General features: G+C 56.9%; 21 protein-coding genes. 12 read left to right on the forward strand and 9 right to left on the reverse strand.

The window, feature by feature from the left end; translation table 11 throughout:
• Positions 1 to 179: 179 nt before the first annotated feature.
• The 4 genes from trxB (at position 180) to BLU89_RS07655 (ending at position 5,259) form a co-directional block, all read left to right on the forward strand.
• Positions 180 to 1,121, forward strand: coding sequence for a thioredoxin-disulfide reductase (gene trxB / locus BLU89_RS07640; RefSeq protein WP_074735759.1), 942 nt, complete (start codon positions 180 to 182; stop codon positions 1,119 to 1,121).
• 1 nt (position 1,122) lies between these two features.
• A complete protein-coding gene (locus BLU89_RS07645; RefSeq protein WP_074735761.1) occupies positions 1,123 to 1,596 on the forward strand; it encodes an RES family NAD+ phosphorylase in 474 nt (157 codons plus the stop codon).
• 87 nt (positions 1,597 to 1,683) lie between these two features.
• On the forward strand, positions 1,684 to 3,339 hold the full coding sequence (locus BLU89_RS07650; RefSeq protein ID WP_074735762.1) for an adenylate/guanylate cyclase domain-containing protein: 1,656 nt from the start codon (positions 1,684 to 1,686) through the stop codon (positions 3,337 to 3,339).
• A 201-nt stretch (positions 3,340 to 3,540) separates the two neighbouring features.
• Positions 3,541 to 5,259: a bifunctional sulfate adenylyltransferase/adenylylsulfate kinase gene (locus BLU89_RS07655; RefSeq protein WP_074735764.1), complete on the forward strand. Its 1,719-nt coding sequence runs from the start codon at positions 3,541 to 3,543 to the stop codon at positions 5,257 to 5,259.
• Between the two features lie 75 nt (positions 5,260 to 5,334).
• Here BLU89_RS07655 and BLU89_RS07660 read toward each other — a convergent pair whose 3' ends face one another.
• From BLU89_RS07660 to BLU89_RS07670, 3 genes are all read right to left on the reverse strand, one after another.
• Positions 5,335 to 6,213, reverse strand: coding sequence for a PhzF family phenazine biosynthesis protein (locus tag BLU89_RS07660; RefSeq protein ID WP_074735766.1), 879 nt, complete (start codon positions 6,211 to 6,213; stop codon positions 5,335 to 5,337).
• Between the two features lie 87 nt (positions 6,214 to 6,300).
• Positions 6,301 to 6,525 carry a DUF1150 family protein gene (locus BLU89_RS07665; protein WP_074735768.1) on the reverse strand — a complete coding sequence of 75 codons (225 nt, stop codon included), beginning with the start codon at positions 6,523 to 6,525 and terminating at the stop codon, positions 6,301 to 6,303.
• A gap of 5 nt (positions 6,526 to 6,530) precedes the next feature.
• Entirely contained in the window at positions 6,531 to 6,944 is a 414-nt protein-coding gene (locus BLU89_RS07670; RefSeq protein WP_010441788.1) for an Hsp20 family protein, read from the reverse strand.
• A gap of 165 nt (positions 6,945 to 7,109) precedes the next feature.
• On the opposite strand from BLU89_RS07670, the gene BLU89_RS07675 reads away from it, so the two are divergent.
• The 4 genes from BLU89_RS07675 (at position 7,110) to BLU89_RS07690 (ending at position 9,725) form a co-directional block, all read left to right on the forward strand.
• Entirely contained in the window at positions 7,110 to 7,334 is a 225-nt protein-coding gene (locus BLU89_RS07675) for a YdcH family protein (RefSeq protein WP_074735770.1), read from the forward strand.
• A 77-nt stretch (positions 7,335 to 7,411) separates the two neighbouring features.
• Positions 7,412 to 7,897, forward strand: coding sequence for a 5-(carboxyamino)imidazole ribonucleotide mutase (gene purE, locus BLU89_RS07680; RefSeq protein ID WP_074735772.1), 486 nt, complete (start codon positions 7,412 to 7,414; stop codon positions 7,895 to 7,897).
• Complete coding sequence (locus BLU89_RS07685) at positions 7,894 to 8,649, forward strand: NAD(P)-binding domain-containing protein (protein WP_074735774.1); 756 nt, start codon at positions 7,894 to 7,896, stop codon at positions 8,647 to 8,649. The genes purE and BLU89_RS07685 overlap by 4 nt, the downstream gene beginning before the upstream one ends.
• Positions 8,650 to 8,651: 2 nt before the next feature.
• Entirely contained in the window at positions 8,652 to 9,725 is a 1,074-nt protein-coding gene (locus BLU89_RS07690; protein WP_074735776.1) for a 5-(carboxyamino)imidazole ribonucleotide synthase, read from the forward strand.
• A 56-nt stretch (positions 9,726 to 9,781) separates the two neighbouring features.
• Here the strand turns inward: BLU89_RS07690 and BLU89_RS07695 are convergent, their stop codons facing one another.
• The 6 genes from BLU89_RS07695 to BLU89_RS07720 all read right to left on the reverse strand — a co-directional run bounded on the left by BLU89_RS07695 (position 9,782) and on the right by BLU89_RS07720 (position 15,579).
• Entirely contained in the window at positions 9,782 to 10,933 is a 1,152-nt protein-coding gene (locus BLU89_RS07695; protein WP_074735777.1) for an alpha-D-ribose 1-methylphosphonate 5-triphosphate diphosphatase, read from the reverse strand.
• Positions 10,930 to 11,703 (reverse strand): esterase/lipase family protein, encoded by a 774-nt coding sequence (locus BLU89_RS07700; RefSeq protein WP_074735779.1) that lies wholly within the window; start codon positions 11,701 to 11,703, stop codon positions 10,930 to 10,932. Before BLU89_RS07700 ends, BLU89_RS07695 begins: the two co-directional genes overlap by 4 nt.
• Positions 11,704 to 11,741: 38 nt before the next feature.
• Positions 11,742 to 12,584 carry a DMT family transporter gene (locus BLU89_RS07705; RefSeq protein WP_074735781.1) on the reverse strand — a complete coding sequence of 281 codons (843 nt, stop codon included), beginning with the start codon at positions 12,582 to 12,584 and terminating at the stop codon, positions 11,742 to 11,744.
• Between the two features lie 163 nt (positions 12,585 to 12,747).
• A complete protein-coding gene (groL, locus tag BLU89_RS07710) occupies positions 12,748 to 14,391 on the reverse strand; it encodes a chaperonin GroEL (RefSeq protein WP_074735783.1) in 1,644 nt (547 codons plus the stop codon).
• A gap of 54 nt (positions 14,392 to 14,445) precedes the next feature.
• Entirely contained in the window at positions 14,446 to 14,733 is a 288-nt protein-coding gene (locus BLU89_RS07715) for a co-chaperone GroES (RefSeq protein WP_074735790.1), read from the reverse strand.
• A 171-nt stretch (positions 14,734 to 14,904) separates the two neighbouring features.
• Positions 14,905 to 15,579 carry a DUF2161 domain-containing phosphodiesterase gene (locus BLU89_RS07720; RefSeq protein WP_074735792.1) on the reverse strand — a complete coding sequence of 225 codons (675 nt, stop codon included), beginning with the start codon at positions 15,577 to 15,579 and terminating at the stop codon, positions 14,905 to 14,907.
• 121 nt (positions 15,580 to 15,700) lie between these two features.
• Between BLU89_RS07720 and BLU89_RS07725 the strand changes: the two genes are divergently transcribed.
• From BLU89_RS07725 to BLU89_RS07740, 4 genes are all read left to right on the forward strand, one after another.
• Complete coding sequence (locus BLU89_RS07725) at positions 15,701 to 16,681, forward strand: TraB/GumN family protein (protein ID WP_074735793.1); 981 nt, start codon at positions 15,701 to 15,703, stop codon at positions 16,679 to 16,681.
• A 99-nt stretch (positions 16,682 to 16,780) separates the two neighbouring features.
• Entirely contained in the window at positions 16,781 to 17,701 is a 921-nt protein-coding gene (locus tag BLU89_RS07730) for a manganese-dependent inorganic pyrophosphatase (protein ID WP_074735794.1), read from the forward strand.
• Positions 17,702 to 17,910: 209 nt separating this feature from the next.
• Positions 17,911 to 18,786, forward strand: coding sequence for a TIGR01459 family HAD-type hydrolase (locus BLU89_RS07735; RefSeq protein ID WP_074735795.1), 876 nt, complete (start codon positions 17,911 to 17,913; stop codon positions 18,784 to 18,786).
• 100 nt (positions 18,787 to 18,886) lie between these two features.
• A complete protein-coding gene (locus BLU89_RS07740; protein ID WP_074736482.1) occupies positions 18,887 to 19,330 on the forward strand; it encodes a MaoC family dehydratase in 444 nt (147 codons plus the stop codon).
• Positions 19,331 to 19,378: the final 48 nt, after the last annotated feature.

Below are 19,378 nucleotides of genomic sequence, written 5' to 3' on the forward strand. Positions count from 1 at the left end.
GCAATAATATTTCACAGCCACGCAATATTCGTTATCTCTGATATATGTTTGTCCGCCAAGTCAACCCCCGGATGCATCACGGGCTTGCGACATGAAGGGGCTTTAAGCTCTGACCGGTGGTCGCTATATCGATCCGCATTGGATCATTGTCCAAAAAAAGCAGATTGAATGAGGGTAGCATGGCCGAGACACGACACACAAAGGTTCTGATCATTGGGTCGGGACCGGCCGGATACACTGCGGGCGTCTATGCCAGCCGCGCCATGCTGGAACCGATTCTGGTTCAGGGGATCGAGCCCGGCGGGCAGCTGACAACCACAACCGAGGTCGAAAACTGGCCTGGCGATACAGAGGTGCAAGGCCCCGACCTAATGGTACGTATGCAAGACCACGCAAAGGCCATGGGATGCGAAGTCATCGGCGACATCATCAGCGATTTAGACCTGAGCCAACGCCCCTTCACGGCCAAGGGTGACAGCGGCACAGTTTACACAGCTGATGCGGTGATTCTGGCTACAGGCGCACGCGCCAAATGGCTGGGCCTTCCATCCGAAGAGAAATTCAAAGGCTTTGGCGTCTCGGCTTGCGCCACCTGTGATGGGTTCTTCTATCGCGGTCAAGAGATCGTCGTGATTGGTGGTGGCAATACCGCCGTGGAAGAGGCGCTGTTCCTGACCAACTTTGCCAGCAAGGTTACCTTGATCCACCGCCGTGACGAATTGCGGGCCGAGAAAATCCTGCAGGACCGCCTGATGAAGAACGACAAGATCGAACCGCTATGGTTTCACCAGTTGGAAGAAGTTGTCGGTACTGATGCTCCGCTGGGTGTCGAGGGCGTGCGCGTCAAGAATGTCAAAACCGGCGAGGTCACTGAAATTCCCTGTAAAGGTGTTTTTGTCGCCATCGGCCATGCACCTGCAAATGAGTTGGTCAAGGACACGCTGGAAACCCATATGGGTGGTTACGTCGTGACCAAGCCGGGAACAACTGAAACCTCGGTTCCGGGCGTGTTTGCAGCAGGTGATCTGACCGATCACGTGTATCGTCAGGCTGTCACAAGCGCCGGAATGGGATGTATGGCCGCGCTGGATGCCGAGCGGTTCCTGGCGGAGAACGACTAGGATGATGATAGAATTCTCCGGCCCGGTCTGGAGAGTTCTGTTTCGCGCCAACTTAAGTGATCCACTTATACCGGCCCGCGCATCCGAAGGCCGGTTCCATCATTCCGGCCAATTCGCTCTTTATGCCTCGCTGAGCATGGAGGGCGTTGGAGTCGCCATTCGGCGCTATATTTCAAAAGATGATCCGCCCCGGGTGATTCAGCAGTTTCAAATTTCAAAAGCGCAGATGCTGGATGTTCGCGGTCAGGCATCCGCCTCTGTCGTCTGGCAGGGCATGCGGGAATCTGGTGCCCTGTCCCCAACATGGAAATACTCTGATGATGCTCGGTCAAAAGGGGCAGACGGGTTGTTGTACAGCTCGCGATCGCGACCTGAACTCAGCCATCTCGTGCTATTCAACGCTCGCCCCGCGTTGATAGAAGCAACAAGCGCAGCGGATGACTGGTTCCCGGAAAGGTGCTTTGGCGCGTCTTGACCGACGCACAGTGCCGTATCAGGATCGATCCAAGAAACGCAAAGAACAGGTGGGCTTTTGGAAAACGCTCTTTGGCGCGGCGGATGGATGAGCCGGCTCAGAATCGCAAGCGGCCTGGTGCTGTTTGTCTTTGCGTTCTTTCATTTCATCAATATCGGTCTCGGCCTGTTTCATACCGACTTGCTGCATGGAATGCAGGACGGGCGGAAAGCTGTCAGCCGTCATGCTATCGGCGGCATTCTGATATATGGCGCGTTGCTGATCCATATGGGTTTAGCTCTGATCTCGATTGCGCGGCGCCGTACGCTCAGGATGCCATTCAGTGTCGCCTTGCAGGTGGTTCTGGGGCTGCTGATTCCACTGCAACTTATCTCGCATCTAGTTCAGACCCGATACGCACACGAGATTTTTGGTGTGAACGACGAAATGGGCTACATCATCATCCTGATGTGGCCCAGCACTGCGGTCTGGATGCAAAGTCTGCTGCTGTTGCTGGTATGGGTGCACGGATGCATCGGGTTGCACATGTGGCTACGGCTGACCGGATGGTGGCGCAGGTTGGTGCCCTATCTGATCGGTGCCGCCGTCTTCGTGCCCGGCTTTGCCCTTGCAGGGCTGCTCACCGAGGGGCGGCGCCTCTGGATGGATTTTGCCGACCCGGATCTGCGTGAACAGTATATCGAGCACTACGACTGGCCCTCGCCCCAGGAATTCGACGCTTTGTTCGCGGTCAAGGACAATACCATGATGGTGTTCTGGTTCGCCCTCGCCCTGACCGGGCTAATCTATCTCGGGCGCAAGTATTGGCGGCGGAGGCATGCGGTTCGGGTGCGCTATGTGGATGGCCCCGAGGTTGTGTCCGAGAAAGGCATGACCCTGCTGGAAATGTCGCGTGCGAACGGTATCCCTCATACCGCATTATGTGGCGGCAAAGGGCGCTGCACGACCTGTCGTGTTGTCGTAGAAAACGGGGCCGATCAGCTGCATCCCCCCACCGAGGTCGAGGCCCGCAGTCTCAAGGCGGTCAGTGCGCCCCGGGGCACACGGTTGGCCTGCCAGATACGCCCGACCGATCCGGTCACGGTGTTCCGTGTGTTTCGTCCGGACGGAGCGCGCGATCGGGCACATGCCAGCCAGGGGCAAGAGCGGCAATTGGCGGTTCTGTTTCTCGACATGCGTGGATTTACTGCCCGCACGACCGGGCAGCTACCCTATGACATCGTATTTCTGCTGAATCGTTTCTTCGACGCGATTGTCCCGGCGATCACGGCCCACGGAGGTGTGGTCGACAAATACATGGGCGATGGATTGCTGGCGATGTTCGAAACGGCCACCGCCCAGAGTTCAGCACGAGCGGGCCTGAAGGCGGCTTCAGAGATCGGGCGTGCGCTGGAACGTTTCAATCAACGGCTCGAGGCAGAAGGCAGCCCTCCCGTTCGCATCGGTATGGGCCTGCATCTAGGCGATCTTGTTCTGGGCGAAATCGGCGCTGCAAAACACGCCCCGCGCACCATTATCGGCGATGCCGTGAATGTAGCCAGCCGTTTGGAAGCCGAAACCAAGGCGCTGAGCGTCGAGCTTCTTGTTTCGGACAAAGCACTGCAGGCCGCGGGAATGCAATGTGACCCCGGTGAATTGCGCGAATTCAGTTTGCGTGGCGTTTCCGAACTTGTGCCCGCTTTGCCGGTCAAACACGCCGCCGACCTCGGATCTCACACCTCGCCACTGGAACAGATTGCCTGAGAAGCCCCCTTTTGGCCAAGGGTAGTGGGATTTTTTTCAACAGGGTGAAACAAAACCCGGAAAATCGTTCCATTTCGGGAAAAAACCGCGCATATCATCCTTTGTTTCTGACAGTCTATGGACTTCATACACAGGTCGGGGCAAATGCCTCGCCAACGCCGATGAAACCAAAGCAAACAACACTGTGACAAGAGATTTCTGATGACGATGTTAAGCAATCTGGCCCCGATCCCTGAACTATATGTTTCTTACGAATCTGCACAGAAGCTGAAGGTCGAAGCAGCAGATCTGACCAGCTGGGATCTCAAGCCCCGCCAGATCTGCGATCTGGATCTGCTGATGAACGGTGGCTTCAATCCCCTCAAAGGATTCCTGAGCGAGGCCGACTACGACAATGTGGTGGAAAACATGCGTCTCGCCGATGGGACGCTGTGGCCCATGCCGATCACTCTGGATGTCGATGAGGATTTTGCCGCAACGATCGAATTGGGGCAGGATATTGCTCTGCGCGATCAGGAAGGCGTCATTCTGGGCACCATGACCGTGACCGACCGTTGGACACCTGATAAGGCACGCGAGGCTGAAAAGGTATTTGGCGCCGACGACGATGCTCATCCAGCTGTGAACTACCTGCATAACGTGGCGGGCAAGGTTTATCTGGGTGGCCCAGTCACCGGTATCCAGCAGCCCGTTCACTATGATTTCAAAGCGCGCCGTGACACGCCGAATGAATTGCGCGCCTATTTTCGCAAACTGGGATGGCGCCGGATCGTCGCGTTCCAGACCCGCAACCCTCTGCACCGCGCGCATCAGGAACTGACCTTCCGCGCCGCGAAAGAGGCACAAGCCAACCTGCTGATCCATCCGGTTGTGGGCATGACCAAACCCGGCGATGTGGATCATTTTACCCGCGTGCGCTGCTATGAGGCGGTGCTGGACAAGTACCCGGCCTCGACCACCTCGATGTCCCTGCTGAATTTGGCCATGCGCATGGCCGGCCCGCGCGAGGCCGTCTGGCATGGGTTGATCCGCGCCAACCATGGCTGCACCCATTTCATTGTTGGTCGTGATCATGCGGGTCCGGGAAAAAACTCGGCCGGTGAAGATTTTTATGGCCCCTATGATGCACAAGACCTGTTCCGCAAGTATCAGGACGAGATCGGCATCGAGATGGTCGATTTCAAACATATGGTCTATGTGCAAGAGCGCGCCCAATATGAACCGAATGATGAGATTCTGGACAAGGATAACGTCACCATCCTGAACATCTCGGGCACTGAATTGCGTCGCCGTCTGCGTGAGGGGCTGGAGATCCCGGAATGGTTTTCGTTCTCCGAAGTGGTGAAAGAGCTGCGCAACCGCTTCCCACCACGGTCTCAACAGGGTTTCACAGTGTTTTTCACAGGTTTCTCGGGCTCCGGGAAATCGACCATTGCCAATGCTTTGATGGTAAAGCTGATGGAAACCGGGGATCGTCCCGTCACCTTGCTTGACGGGGATATCGTGCGTAAGAACCTGTCCTCAGAGTTGGGATTCTCGAAAGAGCACCGCGACCTGAACATCCGTCGCATCGGTTATGTGGCCAGCGAAATCACCAAAAACGGCGGTATCGCAATCTGCGCGCCGATTGCGCCTTACGCCACAACGCGCCGTGCCGTTCGAGAAGAAATCGAGCAATTCGGTGCCTTCTGCGAAGTGCATGTCGCGACCACGATCGAAGAATGCGAACGCCGCGACCGCAAGGGGCTGTACAAACTGGCGCGTGAGGGCAAAATCAAAGAATTCACAGGGATTTCCGACCCCTATGATGTGCCTGATAGCCCGGAACTGAGCGTCGAGACCGAGAATGTCGAGGTCGATCACTGCGCCCATCAGGTTCTGCTGAAATTGGAAAGCATGGGATTGATTGCCGCGTCTTAATCGCGATCAGTCGCCAGACATGTAAAAGGCCCTCGGCGAACCGCGGGCCTTTTTTGATTCATTATATTGCGTGTTTCAGTCCGTCAGCGCGACCTGGCCCCGCATCAGAACATAGCCGCGACCAGCGACCTTGATCCCGGTCATGGCTTCGGCGAGCCCCACACGAGTGACCCGTGCCTGCCCCGGACGGCCCATATCGTGCCCCTGTTCGGCAATGAACGAGTCCTTCTTAATCAATCCATACTTCCATATATAGGCTGCCATCGCCCCGGTCGCTGAGCCGGTGAACGGATCTTCGGGCGGGCTGGGTGGCGCCAGCAACAGGCGCGAGAAGGTGTCGCCCAGACCGGTTGCACCTTTCAGTGTTACCAGAAACGGTTCGGCCATATCGCTACCGGTAAACCCTGCTTTTGCAGCAACCTCGCGCAACGGGCCTTCGACCAGATTCGCCGCACGCAGAGCCTCATGATCACGAAGTACGGTGATGCAGAACGGCAGCCCGGTCGAGACCATCTGAGGCGGAGAGATAATCGCGGATTCGTGCAATCCTACAGCAGCGGCCACCAGTGCAGGCTGCACAAGCGCACCAAACTGTGGGGCAACCTGTGTCATCTCGATGTCACCCCCATCCAGACGGATCGATACGATCCCGGCGCCAGTTTCAAGGGTCAGCGCGTCGCCATTGATCAGGCCCCGCGCCTGCATCGCTGCAACCGTTGCAATCGTTGGATGCCCGGCGAAGGGGATTTCTCGGCTGGCGAGAAAGTACCGAACCCGAATATCGGCCAAATCTGACGGCCCGGTGAACGTGCATTCAACAAGTGAGGTCTCGCGTACATAGGACATGCAGACCTCGTCCGGCAGCCCTGCCCCGCCATGCACAACCGCGCAGCCGTTGCCACCGAAGGCCCGATCGCTGAAGGCGTCTACCCATTCGAAATCATACCAGCCCATGCAACACCCTCCCGCTTAGCATTCTGCAGCAAGATCACCGCAGCGGCGGCAATTGTCACGTTGTTTCAGCAGAGGTGCCGAGCCGTTTCAGTGAACGGCCACCGGAGACAGGTCGTGCTCACGCGCCAGAATAAAAGCCATCTTGCGGTCGGCCACCAAAGCCAGTTGCTGCCCGTCAGAATCGTGGACGGCATAAAGCTGATTCAGATCACCAGCCTGTTCGCGCACGTCGCGCGGCAAATCAGCCACATCAACGGCTTTGACATAAACGATCCGGTTACCTTCGGTGTTGATTTCAATCGGTGTGTTCATTGCTCTTACCCCTTTTTTATATTGATCGTTTGCACAACGGTTTCAGGCACAGCGCGGGTCAGGTCCACATGCAGCAGACCGTTCTCCATGATCGCCTCGCCCACCTCGACGCCATCGGCCAGCACAAACATGCGCTGGAACTGGCGCGCCGCGATGCCGCGGTGCAGGAAAATGCGCCCCTCGCTGTCGTCGCGTTGACGGCCCCGGATCACCAGTTGGCGATCCTCGATGGTGATCGACAGATCCTCTTCCGCGAATCCGGCCACGGCCAAGGTGATCCGATAGGAAAAATCCGAGGTCTGTTCGATATTGTAGGGCGGGTACCCTTCATTTCCGGCCTTTGCAGACCGCTCCAGAAGGCGTTCCAATTGCTCGAACCCCAAAAGATGCGGGTATGAGCCCAAGGTAAGTTTCGACACGTATATTCGTCCTTCATTGTCAAAGCGACGTATTCTGCGGCCCCGCTATCGGCAACCGCGTGTAATAGAATATGGGAAGATACAGGGATGTCCACAAGGTCTGGCCGGATAAAGCCTGACACACTATCTTGTGTGGAAAGCACCACTTGAAACACTGAGTCGCCCATGAATGCGCCTACCGACCTTTCGATGAAAACCGATGAAGTCCTACGGGTGGAGTTGGAGGTTTTTCGTCGCCAGCACCGCGATCTGGACGAAGCGATTGAGGCGTTACAGGCGAAGGGTACGGCGGATCAATTGACTATCAAGCGGCTAAAAAAGCAGAAATTGCGGCTGAAAGACATCATCCGTCTGATCGAGGACCGTCTGACCCCGGATATCATCGCCTGAGGCGCGTGTACCGCATTGCCACATAAGCGGATTTGGCTATAGTGCGCGCTCTTTCCGAAGGCAGGGGCGCAGTAGCTATGAGCGATGTGAAAGTAGGGATTATCATGGGCAGCCAGTCGGACTGGCCCACCATGAAAGAAGCCGCCGATATTCTGGATGAATTGGGTATCGCCTATGAGGCGCGCATCGTCTCGGCCCACCGCACGCCTGATCGCCTTTGGGATTACGGTAAAACCGCTGTTTCACGTGGCCTGCAGGTTATTATCGCAGGTGCAGGCGGGGCGGCACATTTGCCCGGTATGATGGCCTCGAAAACTCGGGTGCCAGTGATTGGCGTCCCGGTACAGACGCGCGCATTGTCGGGCGTGGATTCGCTCTATTCCATCGTGCAGATGCCCAAAGGGTTTCCGGTTGCGACTATGGCAATCGGCTCAGCCGGTGGCGCAAATGCCGGGCTGATGGCCGCAGGCATTCTGTCGTTGCAGGACGCAGCGCTGGCGGATCGCTTGGATGCCTGGCGTGAGGCCCTTTCGGCTTCGATTCCCGAAGAGCCGCAAGGATGAGCCGCATCGGTTTGATCGGCACAGGTCACATCGCAGCCCCAATCGCGCGGTTGATTGCTTCGAAAGGGCATGAGGTCTATGTCACCGAGCGCAATGCGCAGGTGTCCTCGGCCCTTCAGGACGAGCTTGGTGTGAGTATCGGCACTTCGCAGGAGGTGATTGATGCCTCGGAAATCATATTCCTCTGCCTGCGTCCTCAAATCGCAGCGGACGTTCTGACACCACTTGCCTTTCGCGCAGACCAGCAAATCGTTTCGGTGATGGCTGCAGTGTCCGAGGCCCAGCTTTCCACGCTCTGCGCACCTGCCTCGGATTTTGTGCAAACCATCCCGCTGGGTTTTCTGCAGACCGGAGGCTGCCCTCTGGCAGCCTTTGGCAACGCTCGCCTGTTGGCAGAGCTGTTTGAGCCCGAAAACCCCGTGGTGAAAGTAGCAGACGAGGCCGCATTGAGCGCCCATTTTGCCATCTGCGCCATGGTTCCGGGTCTTCTGGACCTGATGGCGACCGGTGCCGAATGGCTGGCCGATCGGACAGGCGATAAAGACGGGGCTGAATTCTATGTGGCCCAACTGATGTCAGGTTTTCTGGCAACGATTGAAAAAAACAAGACGGGTCAGCTGGCTAAAGAGCGGGACGCGCTTGCGACCGAGGGCACGTTAAGTCTTCAGATGACAGATACTTTGCAGTCCGAGGGCGCACATGATGCGTTACGCACCGCCCTGACCGCAATTGGCAAACGATTGGAGGCCTAAAGATGGCAGAAATGCTCACCCCTGGTGCTACGATCGGGATACTGGGCGGAGGTCAATTGGGCCGGATGCTTTCGGTCGCGGCAGCGCGGCTTGGGTTCAAGACCCATATCTTTGAGCCCGGTGCCAACCCGCCGGCCGGACAGGTGGCAGATCACGTCACCACCGCTGCTTACGACGATGAGAATGCGCTGAAGACCTTTGCGGATTCGGTGAACGTGATCACCTATGAGTTCGAAAACATCCCCACGCAGGCGCTGGATCTGCTTGAAGTGCACTGCCCTATACGCCCCGGTCGCGAGGCGTTGCGAGTTAGCCAAGACCGGTTGACAGAAAAAGCTTTCCTTCAGGGATTGGGCCTTCAAACCGCACCCTTTGCCGACATCACCAATCTGGAAAGCCTGCATAGCGCAATTGACGAGATCGGGACACCTGCAATCCTGAAAACCCGCCGCTTTGGTTATGACGGAAAGGGGCAAGCCCGCCTGCGCTCGCCCGGAGACGCCGAGACAGCCTTGGCCGATATGGCTGGTGCTCCTTCCATTCTGGAAGGGTTTGTGGATTTCAGCCATGAGGTCTCGGTCATCGCAGCACGGGGTCTGGATGGTCAGGTTGCCTGTTTCGATCCCGGCGAGAACGTGCATCGCGATGGCATCCTGCATACGACTACGATCCCTGCGCGCTTGTCTCCTGCCCAGCGAACGGATGCGGTGCTTCTGGCAGCAAACATCCTGAACGCGCTGGATTATGTCGGCGTCATGGGAGTCGAGCTGTTCGTGACACCACAAGGTTTAATAGTGAACGAAATCGCACCGCGCGTTCATAACTCGGGTCACTGGACGCAGAATGGCTGCGCCGTGGATCAGTTCGAGCAACACATTCGCGCGGTGGCTGGATGGTCTCTGGGCGACGGTCAGCGGCACTCGGACGTCGTGATGGAAAACCTGATCGGATATGACATGGATCGCGTGCCTGAGCTGGCGCGCGAACGGGATGTGGCACTGCATCTCTACGGCAAGGCCGAGGTCAAGGCTGGCCGCAAGATGGGGCATTTCAACCGGATCGTGCGCAAGGGATAATCGCGCTGACACGCGATGCCTCCGGCGGAGGTATTTTTAGCCAGATGAAGCTGGGATCAACTTAGAAATCGCATTGCGATATCACCAGACATATAGCTGACGCGCCCACCCGACAAGGTAGCCGCAACCCGGTATGTTTTGGCGTCCAGTATCGCCAGATCAGCGCGTTTTCCGGGGTGCAGTATTCCGCGATCCTCGAGACCCAAGACCCGCGCAGGACCGGAGGAGACCATCTCCCATGCCCTTGCAAGATCCAGCAGGCCGGATTTTGCTAGCATCAGCGCGGCGCGGCGCGGGCTCGGGTAGTGATAATCCGATGCCAACGCATCGCATAACCCCATGGCTATTAGATCCACAGCGCTGGCATTGCCCTTGTGCGAACCGCCTCGCACGACATTGGGCGAACCGAGAATAATATGATCCCCGGCCGCTTTTGCAGCCTCGGCTGCTTCGAGTGATTCAGGGAATTCCGAGATCATCACACCGCGTTCGCGCCACTCTGCCCGTGTCTGAGCAGTAGAATCATCGTGGCTGCCCAGTCGGATACCGCGATTCACCAGATCGGCGCAAAGCGTATCCAGCGCGGCTGGTACTTCGGCCCGGCGTGCGTGCATGGATTGCAGCAACTCGAAATGGGCGTCGGGGTTGCGTCCGGCCTTCAACGCCTGCCCTGTCAAGCGCGGCGGTTTACGCCCTTGCGCCAACCGATCATGCGGCAGGTGATCGTTCAGGACCACATAAGGAACCTGCCAGCCGGCGATACGCGCAGCCAGCCCCTCATAATCGTCCAGCATATGGGTTTCAAAGCGCAGTTGCGGGATCAGATCGGTCACCACGTCATCCCGGACCGAGACGATGGCATCAAAAACCTGCCCGGCAAACTCGGGCCCGCGTACGCCGCCCTCCCAACTATGGAACTGTGCCAGAACGGCGGTGGTAATACCATTCGCGGCCAGTTCAGCCTCGACCGACAGGATACCCTCTGCCATCTGTTTCATAGCGCCGCGGCGCGGTGCGATATGGCGTTCAAACCCGTCACCATGCAAATCAATGATACCCGGCAGGACAAGGTAACCTGACAGATCGACCTGCCGCCCTGCCCTGTCGGATTGCACGACACCATCCGCGATGAACAGCTCAGTACGCGAAAGCCCCTGGCCCGGCAGCAGCACCTCTGCCCCAGTCATGGTGAGTTCCAAAGGGATCATCGCGTAGGCTCCGAGTCGGGTTCCGAGCAGTCTTCTCCTAGGCATATCTGGTCGATGATATCCGTCACGCCATCCAGCCAGGTTATCTGGGGGTCGAATTGCCCAAACTCGATGAAATGCAGGGTCTGCGCCATGACACGTGGGTTGTTCATCATAAACGTATGCGTCACCGGCAGGACGATGTGATCCGACATGCCGTCAACCTTGGTGCTCTCAATCGATACCTTTCCATCATCCGGCCCATCGATCAGAGACGAGAATAACGGGTTCAACGAGTTTTCGCCCGCGACTACTCCAAGATCAAAATCCACGGGCGGCAAGCGGCGGGGAATACCCTCGGGGCCCGTACCCAACGCCAGCCCGGCTGGGCCGTTCAATAAGCCGAATACTTCCCAGGCCCCAAGCTCGTCCACCAGTTGACTGCCCTGATTTGGGGGGCCAAGCATCACGACGCGCCCCAAATTATCAGGGTCGTTATCCTGCAACCAATACCGTAGCAAAATACCGCCCATCGAATGGGCCACGACGTTCACTGTATCGTCGCCGCAAGCTGCAAAGGCATTGGGCAGTGTTTGGTCGGCAAGTTCCGGTATTGGCAAGTCGGTCGAGGGGTAACCGGGCCGCACCACGGTATAGTCGTGAGCATGAAAGAGCTGCTCCATGACGGTGAACGAGGCCTCAGTACGCGCAAGACCGTGAAGCAGGACAACGCATTTTGCGTGGACCATTGCAGGCGCGAGGCACAGAAAGAGGGCTGCAAGAAACTTCATACCCGCCAAATAAGACCTAACTGAAGCCGAGAAAACCCCTAGCCACGGCTTCGGCGCATCACGGCCAATGCAATACCGCCCAGAACAAAGCCTGCGCCCAGCAGCAACCGCAGGCTTGCGACCTCAGCCAGAAGTAAAACCCCTGCCGCAATGGCAATGACCGGCACGCTGAGCTGCACGATCGCAGCGATGGCTGGTGAAAGCTGCGGCACGACACGGTACCATAGCGCATAGCCCAAACCGGACGTCACACCCCCAGATAGTGCAGCCAGTGCATAGCCAAACAAAGACATCTGCCAATCGATGCCAAACACGAACAGGGACAATCCCGTAACGGGCAATGCAACTATGAAATTTGCAGCCGTTCCCGACAAAGCATCGGGTTCAGATCGTCCTACGATGGAATAGATTGCCCATCCGATCCCGGCAGCCGTCATCAGGCTGACACCGGTTGGATCAATGTGCAGTGCCTCGGTGGGCCAAAGAACAAACGCCAAGCCCCCCAGCGCGATACCGGCCCCTGAAACCTGCCGCAACGTGGGCGCGGAACCCGACACCGCTCCAATCGCAAACATAGAAATCTGCACGACACCAAACAGGATCAACGCCCCGAGCCCTGCATCGAGTGTTAGATACGCAACCGAAAACCCCACCATGTAGAGTGACAAGGATCCAGCGCCAGCGACGCGTCGACGACTGAACACAGGGACCGAGCCACCCCGTAACAAAACCAGAGCAACCAAAACCAACGCACCTGACAATACCCGAATGATCGCAAATCCCGCAGGATCACTGGCACCGCTATCGATAGCCAGCCGATTCAGGATCGAATTCGCCGCAAAGGCACACATGGTCAGAGCGGTCAAAAGAAACAGTCGCATATCAAACACCTAGCGGATTAGATAGGGATTGCACACTCACGTTCGGGTGCAAAGTCTGCTCTTCTTTTTCAATGGAAACTCACCCAGCCACATAGCGGGCACTCCAACAGAAACGGGGCCGCCCGAAGGCGACCCCGTCTTAAAGCTCTAAAGCTTAAGCAGCTTACATCATGCCGCCCATGCCGCCCATGTCGGGCATGCCGCCACCAGGTGCCGCGCCTTCTTTGGCGGGCTTGTCGGCAACCATTGCTTCGGTGGTGACCAGCAGGCCAGCAACCGATGCCGCATCTTCCAGAGCTGTACGAACAACTTTGGCAGGGTCGATCACACCGAACGAGAACATGTCGCCATATTCTTCGGTCTGTGCGTTGAAGCCGAACGCTGCTTCGTCGCTTTCGCGAACTTTGCCTGCAACAACCGCGCCGTCGACGCCTGCGTTTTCAGCAATCTGGCGCAGGGGCGATTCAATTGCCTTGCGCACGATGTTGATGCCCGCATCCTGATCAGCGTTTGCGCCTTTCAGAGTATCCAGTGCTTTACCGGCCTGAACCAGAGAAACACCGCCGCCAACGACAACGCCTTCCTGAACAGCAGCGCGCGTTGCGTTCAGAGCATCGTCCACACGGTCCTTACGCTCTTTCACTTCAACTTCGGTCATGCCGCCAACGCGGATAACAGCAACACCGCCTGCCAGTTTGGCAACACGCTCTTGCAGCTTCTCACGGTCGTAGTCCGACGAGGTTTCTTCGATCTGAGCACGGATCTGTGTAACACGCGCTTCGATCTCGGCTTTCTCGCCAGCACCGTCGACGATGGTGGTTTCGTCTTTGGTGATTTCGATTTTCTTGGCGGTGCCCAGCATGTCCATGGTGACGGACTCAAGCTTCATGCCCAGATCTTCGCTGATGACCTGACCACCGGTCAGGATTGCGATGTCCTGCAGCATGGCCTTACGGCGATCGCCGAAGCCCGGTGCTTTGACAGCAGCAATTTTCAGGCCGCCGCGCAGTTTGTTGACAACCAGAGTTGCCAGCGCTTCGCCTTCAACATCTTCGGCAATGATCAGCAGAGGCTTTTGCGACTGGATCACCTGCTCGAGCAGCGGAACCATCGGCTGCAGCGAGGACAGTTTCTTTTCGTGCAGCAGGATCATGCAGTCGTCGAGATCTGCGATCATCTTGTCAGCGTTGGTGACGAAGTAAGGCGACAGGTAGCCACGGTCGAACTGCATACCTTCGACAACATCGGTCTCGGTTTCCAGACCTTTGTTTTCTTCGACGGTGATAACGCCTTCGTTGCCAACCTTCTGCATCGCGTCCGCGATCTGCTGACCGATTTCGGCTTCGCCGTTGGCCGAGATGGTGCCAACCTGAGCGACTTCTGCCGAGTCTTTGACTTCACGCGCCATCTCTTTGATGCCTTCAACAACCTTGGCAGTTGCCAGGTCGATGCCGCGCTTCAGGTCCATCGGGTTCAGGCCAGCAGCAACCTGCTTCAGACCTTCTTTGACGATCGACTGAGCCAGAACAGTTGCAGTGGTGGTGCCGTCGCCAGCTTCGTCATTGGTGCGGCTGGCGACTTCTTTCACCATTTGCGCGCCCATGTTTTCGAACTTGTCTTCCAGTTCGATTTCCTTGGCAACCGAAACACCGTCTTTGGTGATGCGCGGTGCGCCGAAGGATTTGTCCAGTACCACGTTACGGCCTTTGGGGCCCAGGGTCACTTTAACAGCATCGGCCAGAACATTTACACCGGCCAGCATGCGGTTACGGGCATCGGTGTCAAATTTGACGTCCTTTGCAGACATGTTGTCTCTCCTTGAGAAAATGTATTGAGATGAAGATCAGAGAAAGCGCGCGGCTTACTCGATGATCCCCATGATGTCGCTTTCTTTCATCATCAACAGCTCTTCGCCGTTGACCTGAACTTCAGTGCCCGACCATTTGCCGAACAGGATCTTGTCGCCAGCTGTTACAGCCATTGCGATCAACTCGCCGCTGTCTTTGCGTGCGCCTTCGCCGGTTGCGACGACTTCGCCTTCGCTGGGCTTTTCTTTTGCGCTATCGGGAATGATCAGACCACCAGCGGTTTTTTCGTCGCTTTCGGTACGGCGAACCAGCACGCGGTCATGAAGCGGTTTCAATGCCATCTTTGCAGCTCCTTGGGCTCAAAGTTTGTTATCCTCCCCTCGCCGAACGGCGAGGCGTTAGCACTCGGATCTCATGAGTGATAACGACGCATAGCTAGGGAGTCGTATGAAGCGAGTCAATAATATGTGAAAGTTTTTTTCTCATCCGATGGGCAGGCTGCAGCAAGACACCTAGTCTGGCAGCTCCCAGCTATAAGCCCAGTGTTTCAGACCTTCCTGACCCGCTACGGACAATGCGTAGACGCCCTTTTCCACTTTCTCAAACCAACCGTAGTGATTGTCGTACATCAAACGGGTGGCTGCAGTAACGCCGGTGGCTTTCGCAACATCGGCTCCTTTGGTCGCCCCGTGTTCAGCCAGATGAGCCGCGCATCTGAGCGCATCCTGCCGATAGGCTGTTACGATCCCGTGGCGGGTAGCCCCGCCTGCGTTTGGATCACCCTGCAACCTCTCAAACTCTCGCAGCAACCGCTTGGTGCGGGTCTTGTCCTTTCGCGGCGCATAAGGGCCAGGATCGCACTGTACCTCGACCGTGCCATCAGAACGCACGGTGATCAGGCCCAGCCCCAAACGACGGCACAGCGCCAGATTGTCCTTCAGCGCCCGGCGTGCCGTCCGGCCTTTGGGTTTGCAAACGCCTATATAAACCTGATCCGTCATCCTCAGGCGCGCAATCGCTTGATGGAACAGCGCCAAACTGAAACCCAGCTTGAGCTCGACGACCACTGGCTCCTGCCCCTCGCGCAGCGCCACAATGTCAGCAGCACCAACCTCTCCTTTCACAGTATAGCCCTGACGTTCCAACAGTTCTTTTATAGGAGGATAGAGGTCTTGTTCGCGCTTCATGCGGCCATGCTATGCAGTTTCGCACGGATTGCCAGCCGCCGTATTGGAACAAAGCAGATTGCGCGTCATCAGAAGGCAAGGGTATGACTTGGGCATATGCGCCCATTCCAAAAGGTATCTCATGCGTCTGCTCAGCATTTTTCTCGGCCTGTTGCTTCCGCTTACAGCCCATGCCGCCTGTGAGGGGCGCGATCTGAGGCTTGATCTGTCGACCGAAACTCAGGCCAAGTTGGACGACACGCTCAGCAATATTCCCTTTCCGGAAGGCAACCACTGGATCGCAACAAAAGATGGCACCGTCCTGCACCTGATCGGGACATTGCACACCAACGATGAACGGATGGGACCAGTGGTCGACCGTTTGGCGCCCGTTCTGAGTCAGGCCGATGCGTTTTATTTCGAAGTCATAAAAGACGAGATGGACGCGTTCGAGAAAGATCTGGCCAATGATTTCAGCCCGGTTCTGATCACCTCTGGCCCCACGCTGGTTGACCTGATGTCGGAAGAAGACTGGGCCGCGCTGTCGGCAACACTGGCCGAGCGTGGCATTCCAAGCTGGATGGCTGCCAAGATGCGCCCGTGGTTCTTAAGCATGATGCTGGGCATCCCTCCCTGTCTCATGAAAACACCCAATTTCGACCGGGGCATGGACACGCGCCTGACCGAGTTGGCAGAAGAACACGACATTCCTCAGTATTCGCTGGAGCGGATCGAAGACCTGATTGCTCTGTTTGACAGCCACTCGCTGGAGGAGCAGGTCGCCTCTCTGACCCGGCTGTCCGGTGCGCTGCAGGCCGGAGATGACCAGATGATCACCATGGCCAACGCCTATATCGACGAGCAGCACGCCGCGATCATGGAACTGGCCAAGATACAGGGGCTTGAGGCATCCGGCCTGACGCCCGAAGAGTTCGATACCGAATGGCAGAACTTTGAGGACCAGCTTTTGGTGCAGCGCAATGCGAAATGGATGGAGAAGATTCTGAAACTGAAAGATCAGACCGTTGTTATCGCCGTGGGGGCCGGACACCTGAGCAATGATTACGGGCTATTGAACCAGTTGCAGCAGGCTGGGTACAATCTGGAGCGCGCGAAGTTCTAGCGTGTCAGACCAAGGGTCGCAGCAGCTTTCCTTCCGGGTGACAACCGGGTTTGACCGCCCTATAAGGCGCGCAAATCCATATTCCTCAGGACACGAGACATGACAACGCTTGTATTTGGCCACAAATCCCCTGACACCGATTCCACAGGTTCTGCGATTCTGTGGTCATGGTATCTGAACGAAGTGAAGGGTGAGCAGGCGCAGCCCGTGTTGCTGGGTGAGCCCAACACCGAAGCTGCCTTTATGTTGGAGCGCTGGGACCTGCCTAAACCGCAGATCATCGAGGATGTGGCCGAAGGTGCGCCTGTTGTCATCGTAGACACCAACAACCCGGCCGAGTTGCCCGCCAATATCAACAGCGCCAACATCCGCGCCATCATCGACCACCACAAGCTGGTTGGTGGGCTTGAAACCAAAGGTCCGATCGATATTACCGTGCGCCCGCTGGCCTGTACGGCTACCATCATGGTCGATCTGATGGGTGACGATGCGGCCAAGATGCCTGACGCGATCAAAGGTGCAGCCCTGACCTGCATCCTATCGGACACGCTGGAGTTCCGATCGCCCACTACAACCGCATATGACCGGACTGTGGCCGAGAAACTGGCCGCCGAGCTGGGCCTGGAAGTCTCCGCATATGCAGCGGATATGTTTGCGGCAAAATCGGATGTGTCGTCCTTTTCAGATGCCGAACTGATCCGCATGGACAGCAAGGAATACGAAGTTGACGGCACCAAGTTTCGCGTGTCGGTGCTGGAAACTACCGCACCCGGCATTGTGCTGGACCGCAAGGACAGCCTCGTGGCCTCGATGGTCGATGTTGCCGAGGAAGATGGCGTTGATCAGGTATTGCTGTTCGTGGTCGACATCCTGAACGAAGAGGCGACCTTGTTGGTTCCGAACGATCTGGTCAAAGGTGTCGCCGAGAAAAGCTTTGGCGCGGTCGTGGACGGTGATGCTGTGGTGTTGCCGGGTCTCATGAGTCGAAAGAAGCAGATCATTCCGAACCTCAAGGTTTGATTTTGGAACACTTTGGAACACAAAGGGCGCTCGATCCGGGCGCTCTTCTTTTTTGGCGAGGCTCTACCTCGCGCTCTGGAATAATTTTAGCAAGATGAACGAGCGGGTTGGTTTTCATCTGCCCAGCCTCGGGGCCCGCCTCTGGCAAAACCGGCCGGGCTCTGCCATAGGCATTGGCAACTCGCATTCCATTCTTCACGAGGCGCGCCATGACCCAGATCGTTTCTACACTTGCCGAAATCTCCGACCGCTACAAAGCGCTGTTCGTGGATTTGTGGGGGTGCGTTCACAACGGAATCACGGCGTACCCCGAGGCCGTGGCGGCGCTGCAGGCCTATCGCCAAAAGGGGGGCATCGTGGTTCTTGTAACCAATTCCCCGAAACCGCGCGCGGGTGTTGCAACACAACTGTCGCAGTTCAACGTGCCCTCAGACGCCTATGACACAATCGCCACAAGCGGTGATTCTGCCCGCTCGGCGATGTATCGCGGCGCTGTTGGCGAAAAGGTCTATTTCATGGGGGAATGGCAGCGCGACGCTGGTTTTTTCGAACCCCTGAAGCTTCTGGATCATCCGATCCGGATTGAATGCGTTTCGTTGGACGAGGCCGAGGGCATTGTATGTTGCGGCCCGTTCGACCCGATGGCGGATCCGGATGTGAACCGGCCGGACTTTCTGTATGCCAAGCAGAAGGGGCTGAAATTGCTATGTGCCAATCCCGATATCGTTGTGGATCGCGGTGAAACGCGCGAATGGTGCGCTGGCGCGCTGGCGCAGCTCTATACTGAAATGGGCGGAGAAAGCTTGTATTTTGGCAAACCGCACCCGCCAATCTACGATCTCGCGCGCCGCAGGTTACAAGAACTTGGAGTCGATGCGTCGGATTCCGAAATTTTGGCAATTGGCGATGGACCACAAACCGACATCGCGGGGGGCATGGGTGAAGGCATTGATACCTTGTTCATCACAGGCGGGCTGGCTGCCGCAGAGACCAAGACGTCGCACCATCCAGATGAAGACGCATTAAGGGCCCATAACGAACACGAACAGATCAATCCTACCTTTTCGATAGGCCGATTGAGGTAATAAAAAAGACTTGATTTTCTGCGACTGCGAAGTAATAAAGTTGCCGACGAGCAGCGATTGATGATTTTTTGTTACTCCAATGATCTCGGATGAGGGCAGCATGTTGGACAACCTTCCACGCGGAACGATTTGCATCGAAGACATCGAAATGGGCATGTCGCGGCACTTGCGCAAAGTGGTGACCGATGAAGATATCGAGATGTTCGCCCAGGTCTCGACCGACCGCAATCCGGTTCATCTGGATGATGACTATGCCCGTGATACGATATTCGAAGGGCGTATTGCGCACGGTATGCTGACGGCTGGCCTGATCTCGGCCGTTATCGGAGAGCAATTGCCCGGACACGGAACCGTCTACATGGGTCAATCTCTCAAATTCCTGGCCCCTGTGCGTCCCGGTGACATGGTTTATGCCGAGGTTAAGGTGATCGATATCGATTTCGCCAAGCGCCGGGTTAAGCTTGATTGCCACTGCGCCGTCGACGGAAAGAAGGTGCTGGTGGGCGAGGCAATGGTGCTGGCGCCCAGCCGCAAGTTCGATTGATCACCGGCGCCACCCGATCTGTGGCTTGAACCTGCGCGATAGTCCCGC

Origin of the sequence: Ruegeria halocynthiae, from assembly GCF_900106805.1 — a bacterium.
GTDB lineage: Bacteria > Pseudomonadota > Alphaproteobacteria > Rhodobacterales > Rhodobacteraceae > Ruegeria > Ruegeria halocynthiae.

Bases quoted from the DNA above. Each gene is read 5' to 3' on its own strand.
- trxB (WP_074735759.1), top strand. From the start codon at position 180: ATGGCCGAGACACGACACACAAAGGTTCTGATCATTGGGTCGGGACCG.
- BLU89_RS07645 (WP_074735761.1), top strand. From the start codon at position 1,123: ATGATGATAGAATTCTCCGGCCCGGTCTGGAGAGTTCTGTTTCGCGCC.
- BLU89_RS07650 (WP_074735762.1), top strand. From the start codon at position 1,684: ATGAGCCGGCTCAGAATCGCAAGCGGCCTGGTGCTGTTTGTCTTTGCG.
- BLU89_RS07655 (WP_074735764.1), top strand. From the start codon at position 3,541: ATGACGATGTTAAGCAATCTGGCCCCGATCCCTGAACTATATGTTTCT.
- BLU89_RS07660 (WP_074735766.1), bottom strand. From the start codon at position 6,213: ATGGGCTGGTATGATTTCGAATGGGTAGACGCCTTCAGCGATCGGGCC.
- BLU89_RS07665 (WP_074735768.1), bottom strand. From the start codon at position 6,525: ATGAACACACCGATTGAAATCAACACCGAAGGTAACCGGATCGTTTAT.
- BLU89_RS07675 (WP_074735770.1), top strand. From the start codon at position 7,110: ATGAATGCGCCTACCGACCTTTCGATGAAAACCGATGAAGTCCTACGG.
- purE (WP_074735772.1), top strand. From the start codon at position 7,412: ATGAGCGATGTGAAAGTAGGGATTATCATGGGCAGCCAGTCGGACTGG.
- BLU89_RS07685 (WP_074735774.1), top strand. From the start codon at position 7,894: ATGAGCCGCATCGGTTTGATCGGCACAGGTCACATCGCAGCCCCAATC.
- BLU89_RS07690 (WP_074735776.1), top strand. From the start codon at position 8,652: ATGGCAGAAATGCTCACCCCTGGTGCTACGATCGGGATACTGGGCGGA.
- BLU89_RS07695 (WP_074735777.1), bottom strand. From the start codon at position 10,933: ATGATCCCTTTGGAACTCACCATGACTGGGGCAGAGGTGCTGCTGCCG.
- BLU89_RS07700 (WP_074735779.1), bottom strand. From the start codon at position 11,703: ATGAAGTTTCTTGCAGCCCTCTTTCTGTGCCTCGCGCCTGCAATGGTC.
- BLU89_RS07705 (WP_074735781.1), bottom strand. From the start codon at position 12,584: ATGCGACTGTTTCTTTTGACCGCTCTGACCATGTGTGCCTTTGCGGCG.
- groL (WP_074735783.1), bottom strand. From the start codon at position 14,391: ATGTCTGCAAAGGACGTCAAATTTGACACCGATGCCCGTAACCGCATG.
- BLU89_RS07715 (WP_074735790.1), bottom strand. From the start codon at position 14,733: ATGGCATTGAAACCGCTTCATGACCGCGTGCTGGTTCGCCGTACCGAA.
- BLU89_RS07720 (WP_074735792.1), bottom strand. From the start codon at position 15,579: ATGAAGCGCGAACAAGACCTCTATCCTCCTATAAAAGAACTGTTGGAA.
- BLU89_RS07725 (WP_074735793.1), top strand. From the start codon at position 15,701: ATGCGTCTGCTCAGCATTTTTCTCGGCCTGTTGCTTCCGCTTACAGCC.
- BLU89_RS07730 (WP_074735794.1), top strand. From the start codon at position 16,781: ATGACAACGCTTGTATTTGGCCACAAATCCCCTGACACCGATTCCACA.
- BLU89_RS07735 (WP_074735795.1), top strand. From the start codon at position 17,911: ATGACCCAGATCGTTTCTACACTTGCCGAAATCTCCGACCGCTACAAA.
- BLU89_RS07740 (WP_074736482.1), top strand. From the start codon at position 18,887: ATGTTGGACAACCTTCCACGCGGAACGATTTGCATCGAAGACATCGAA.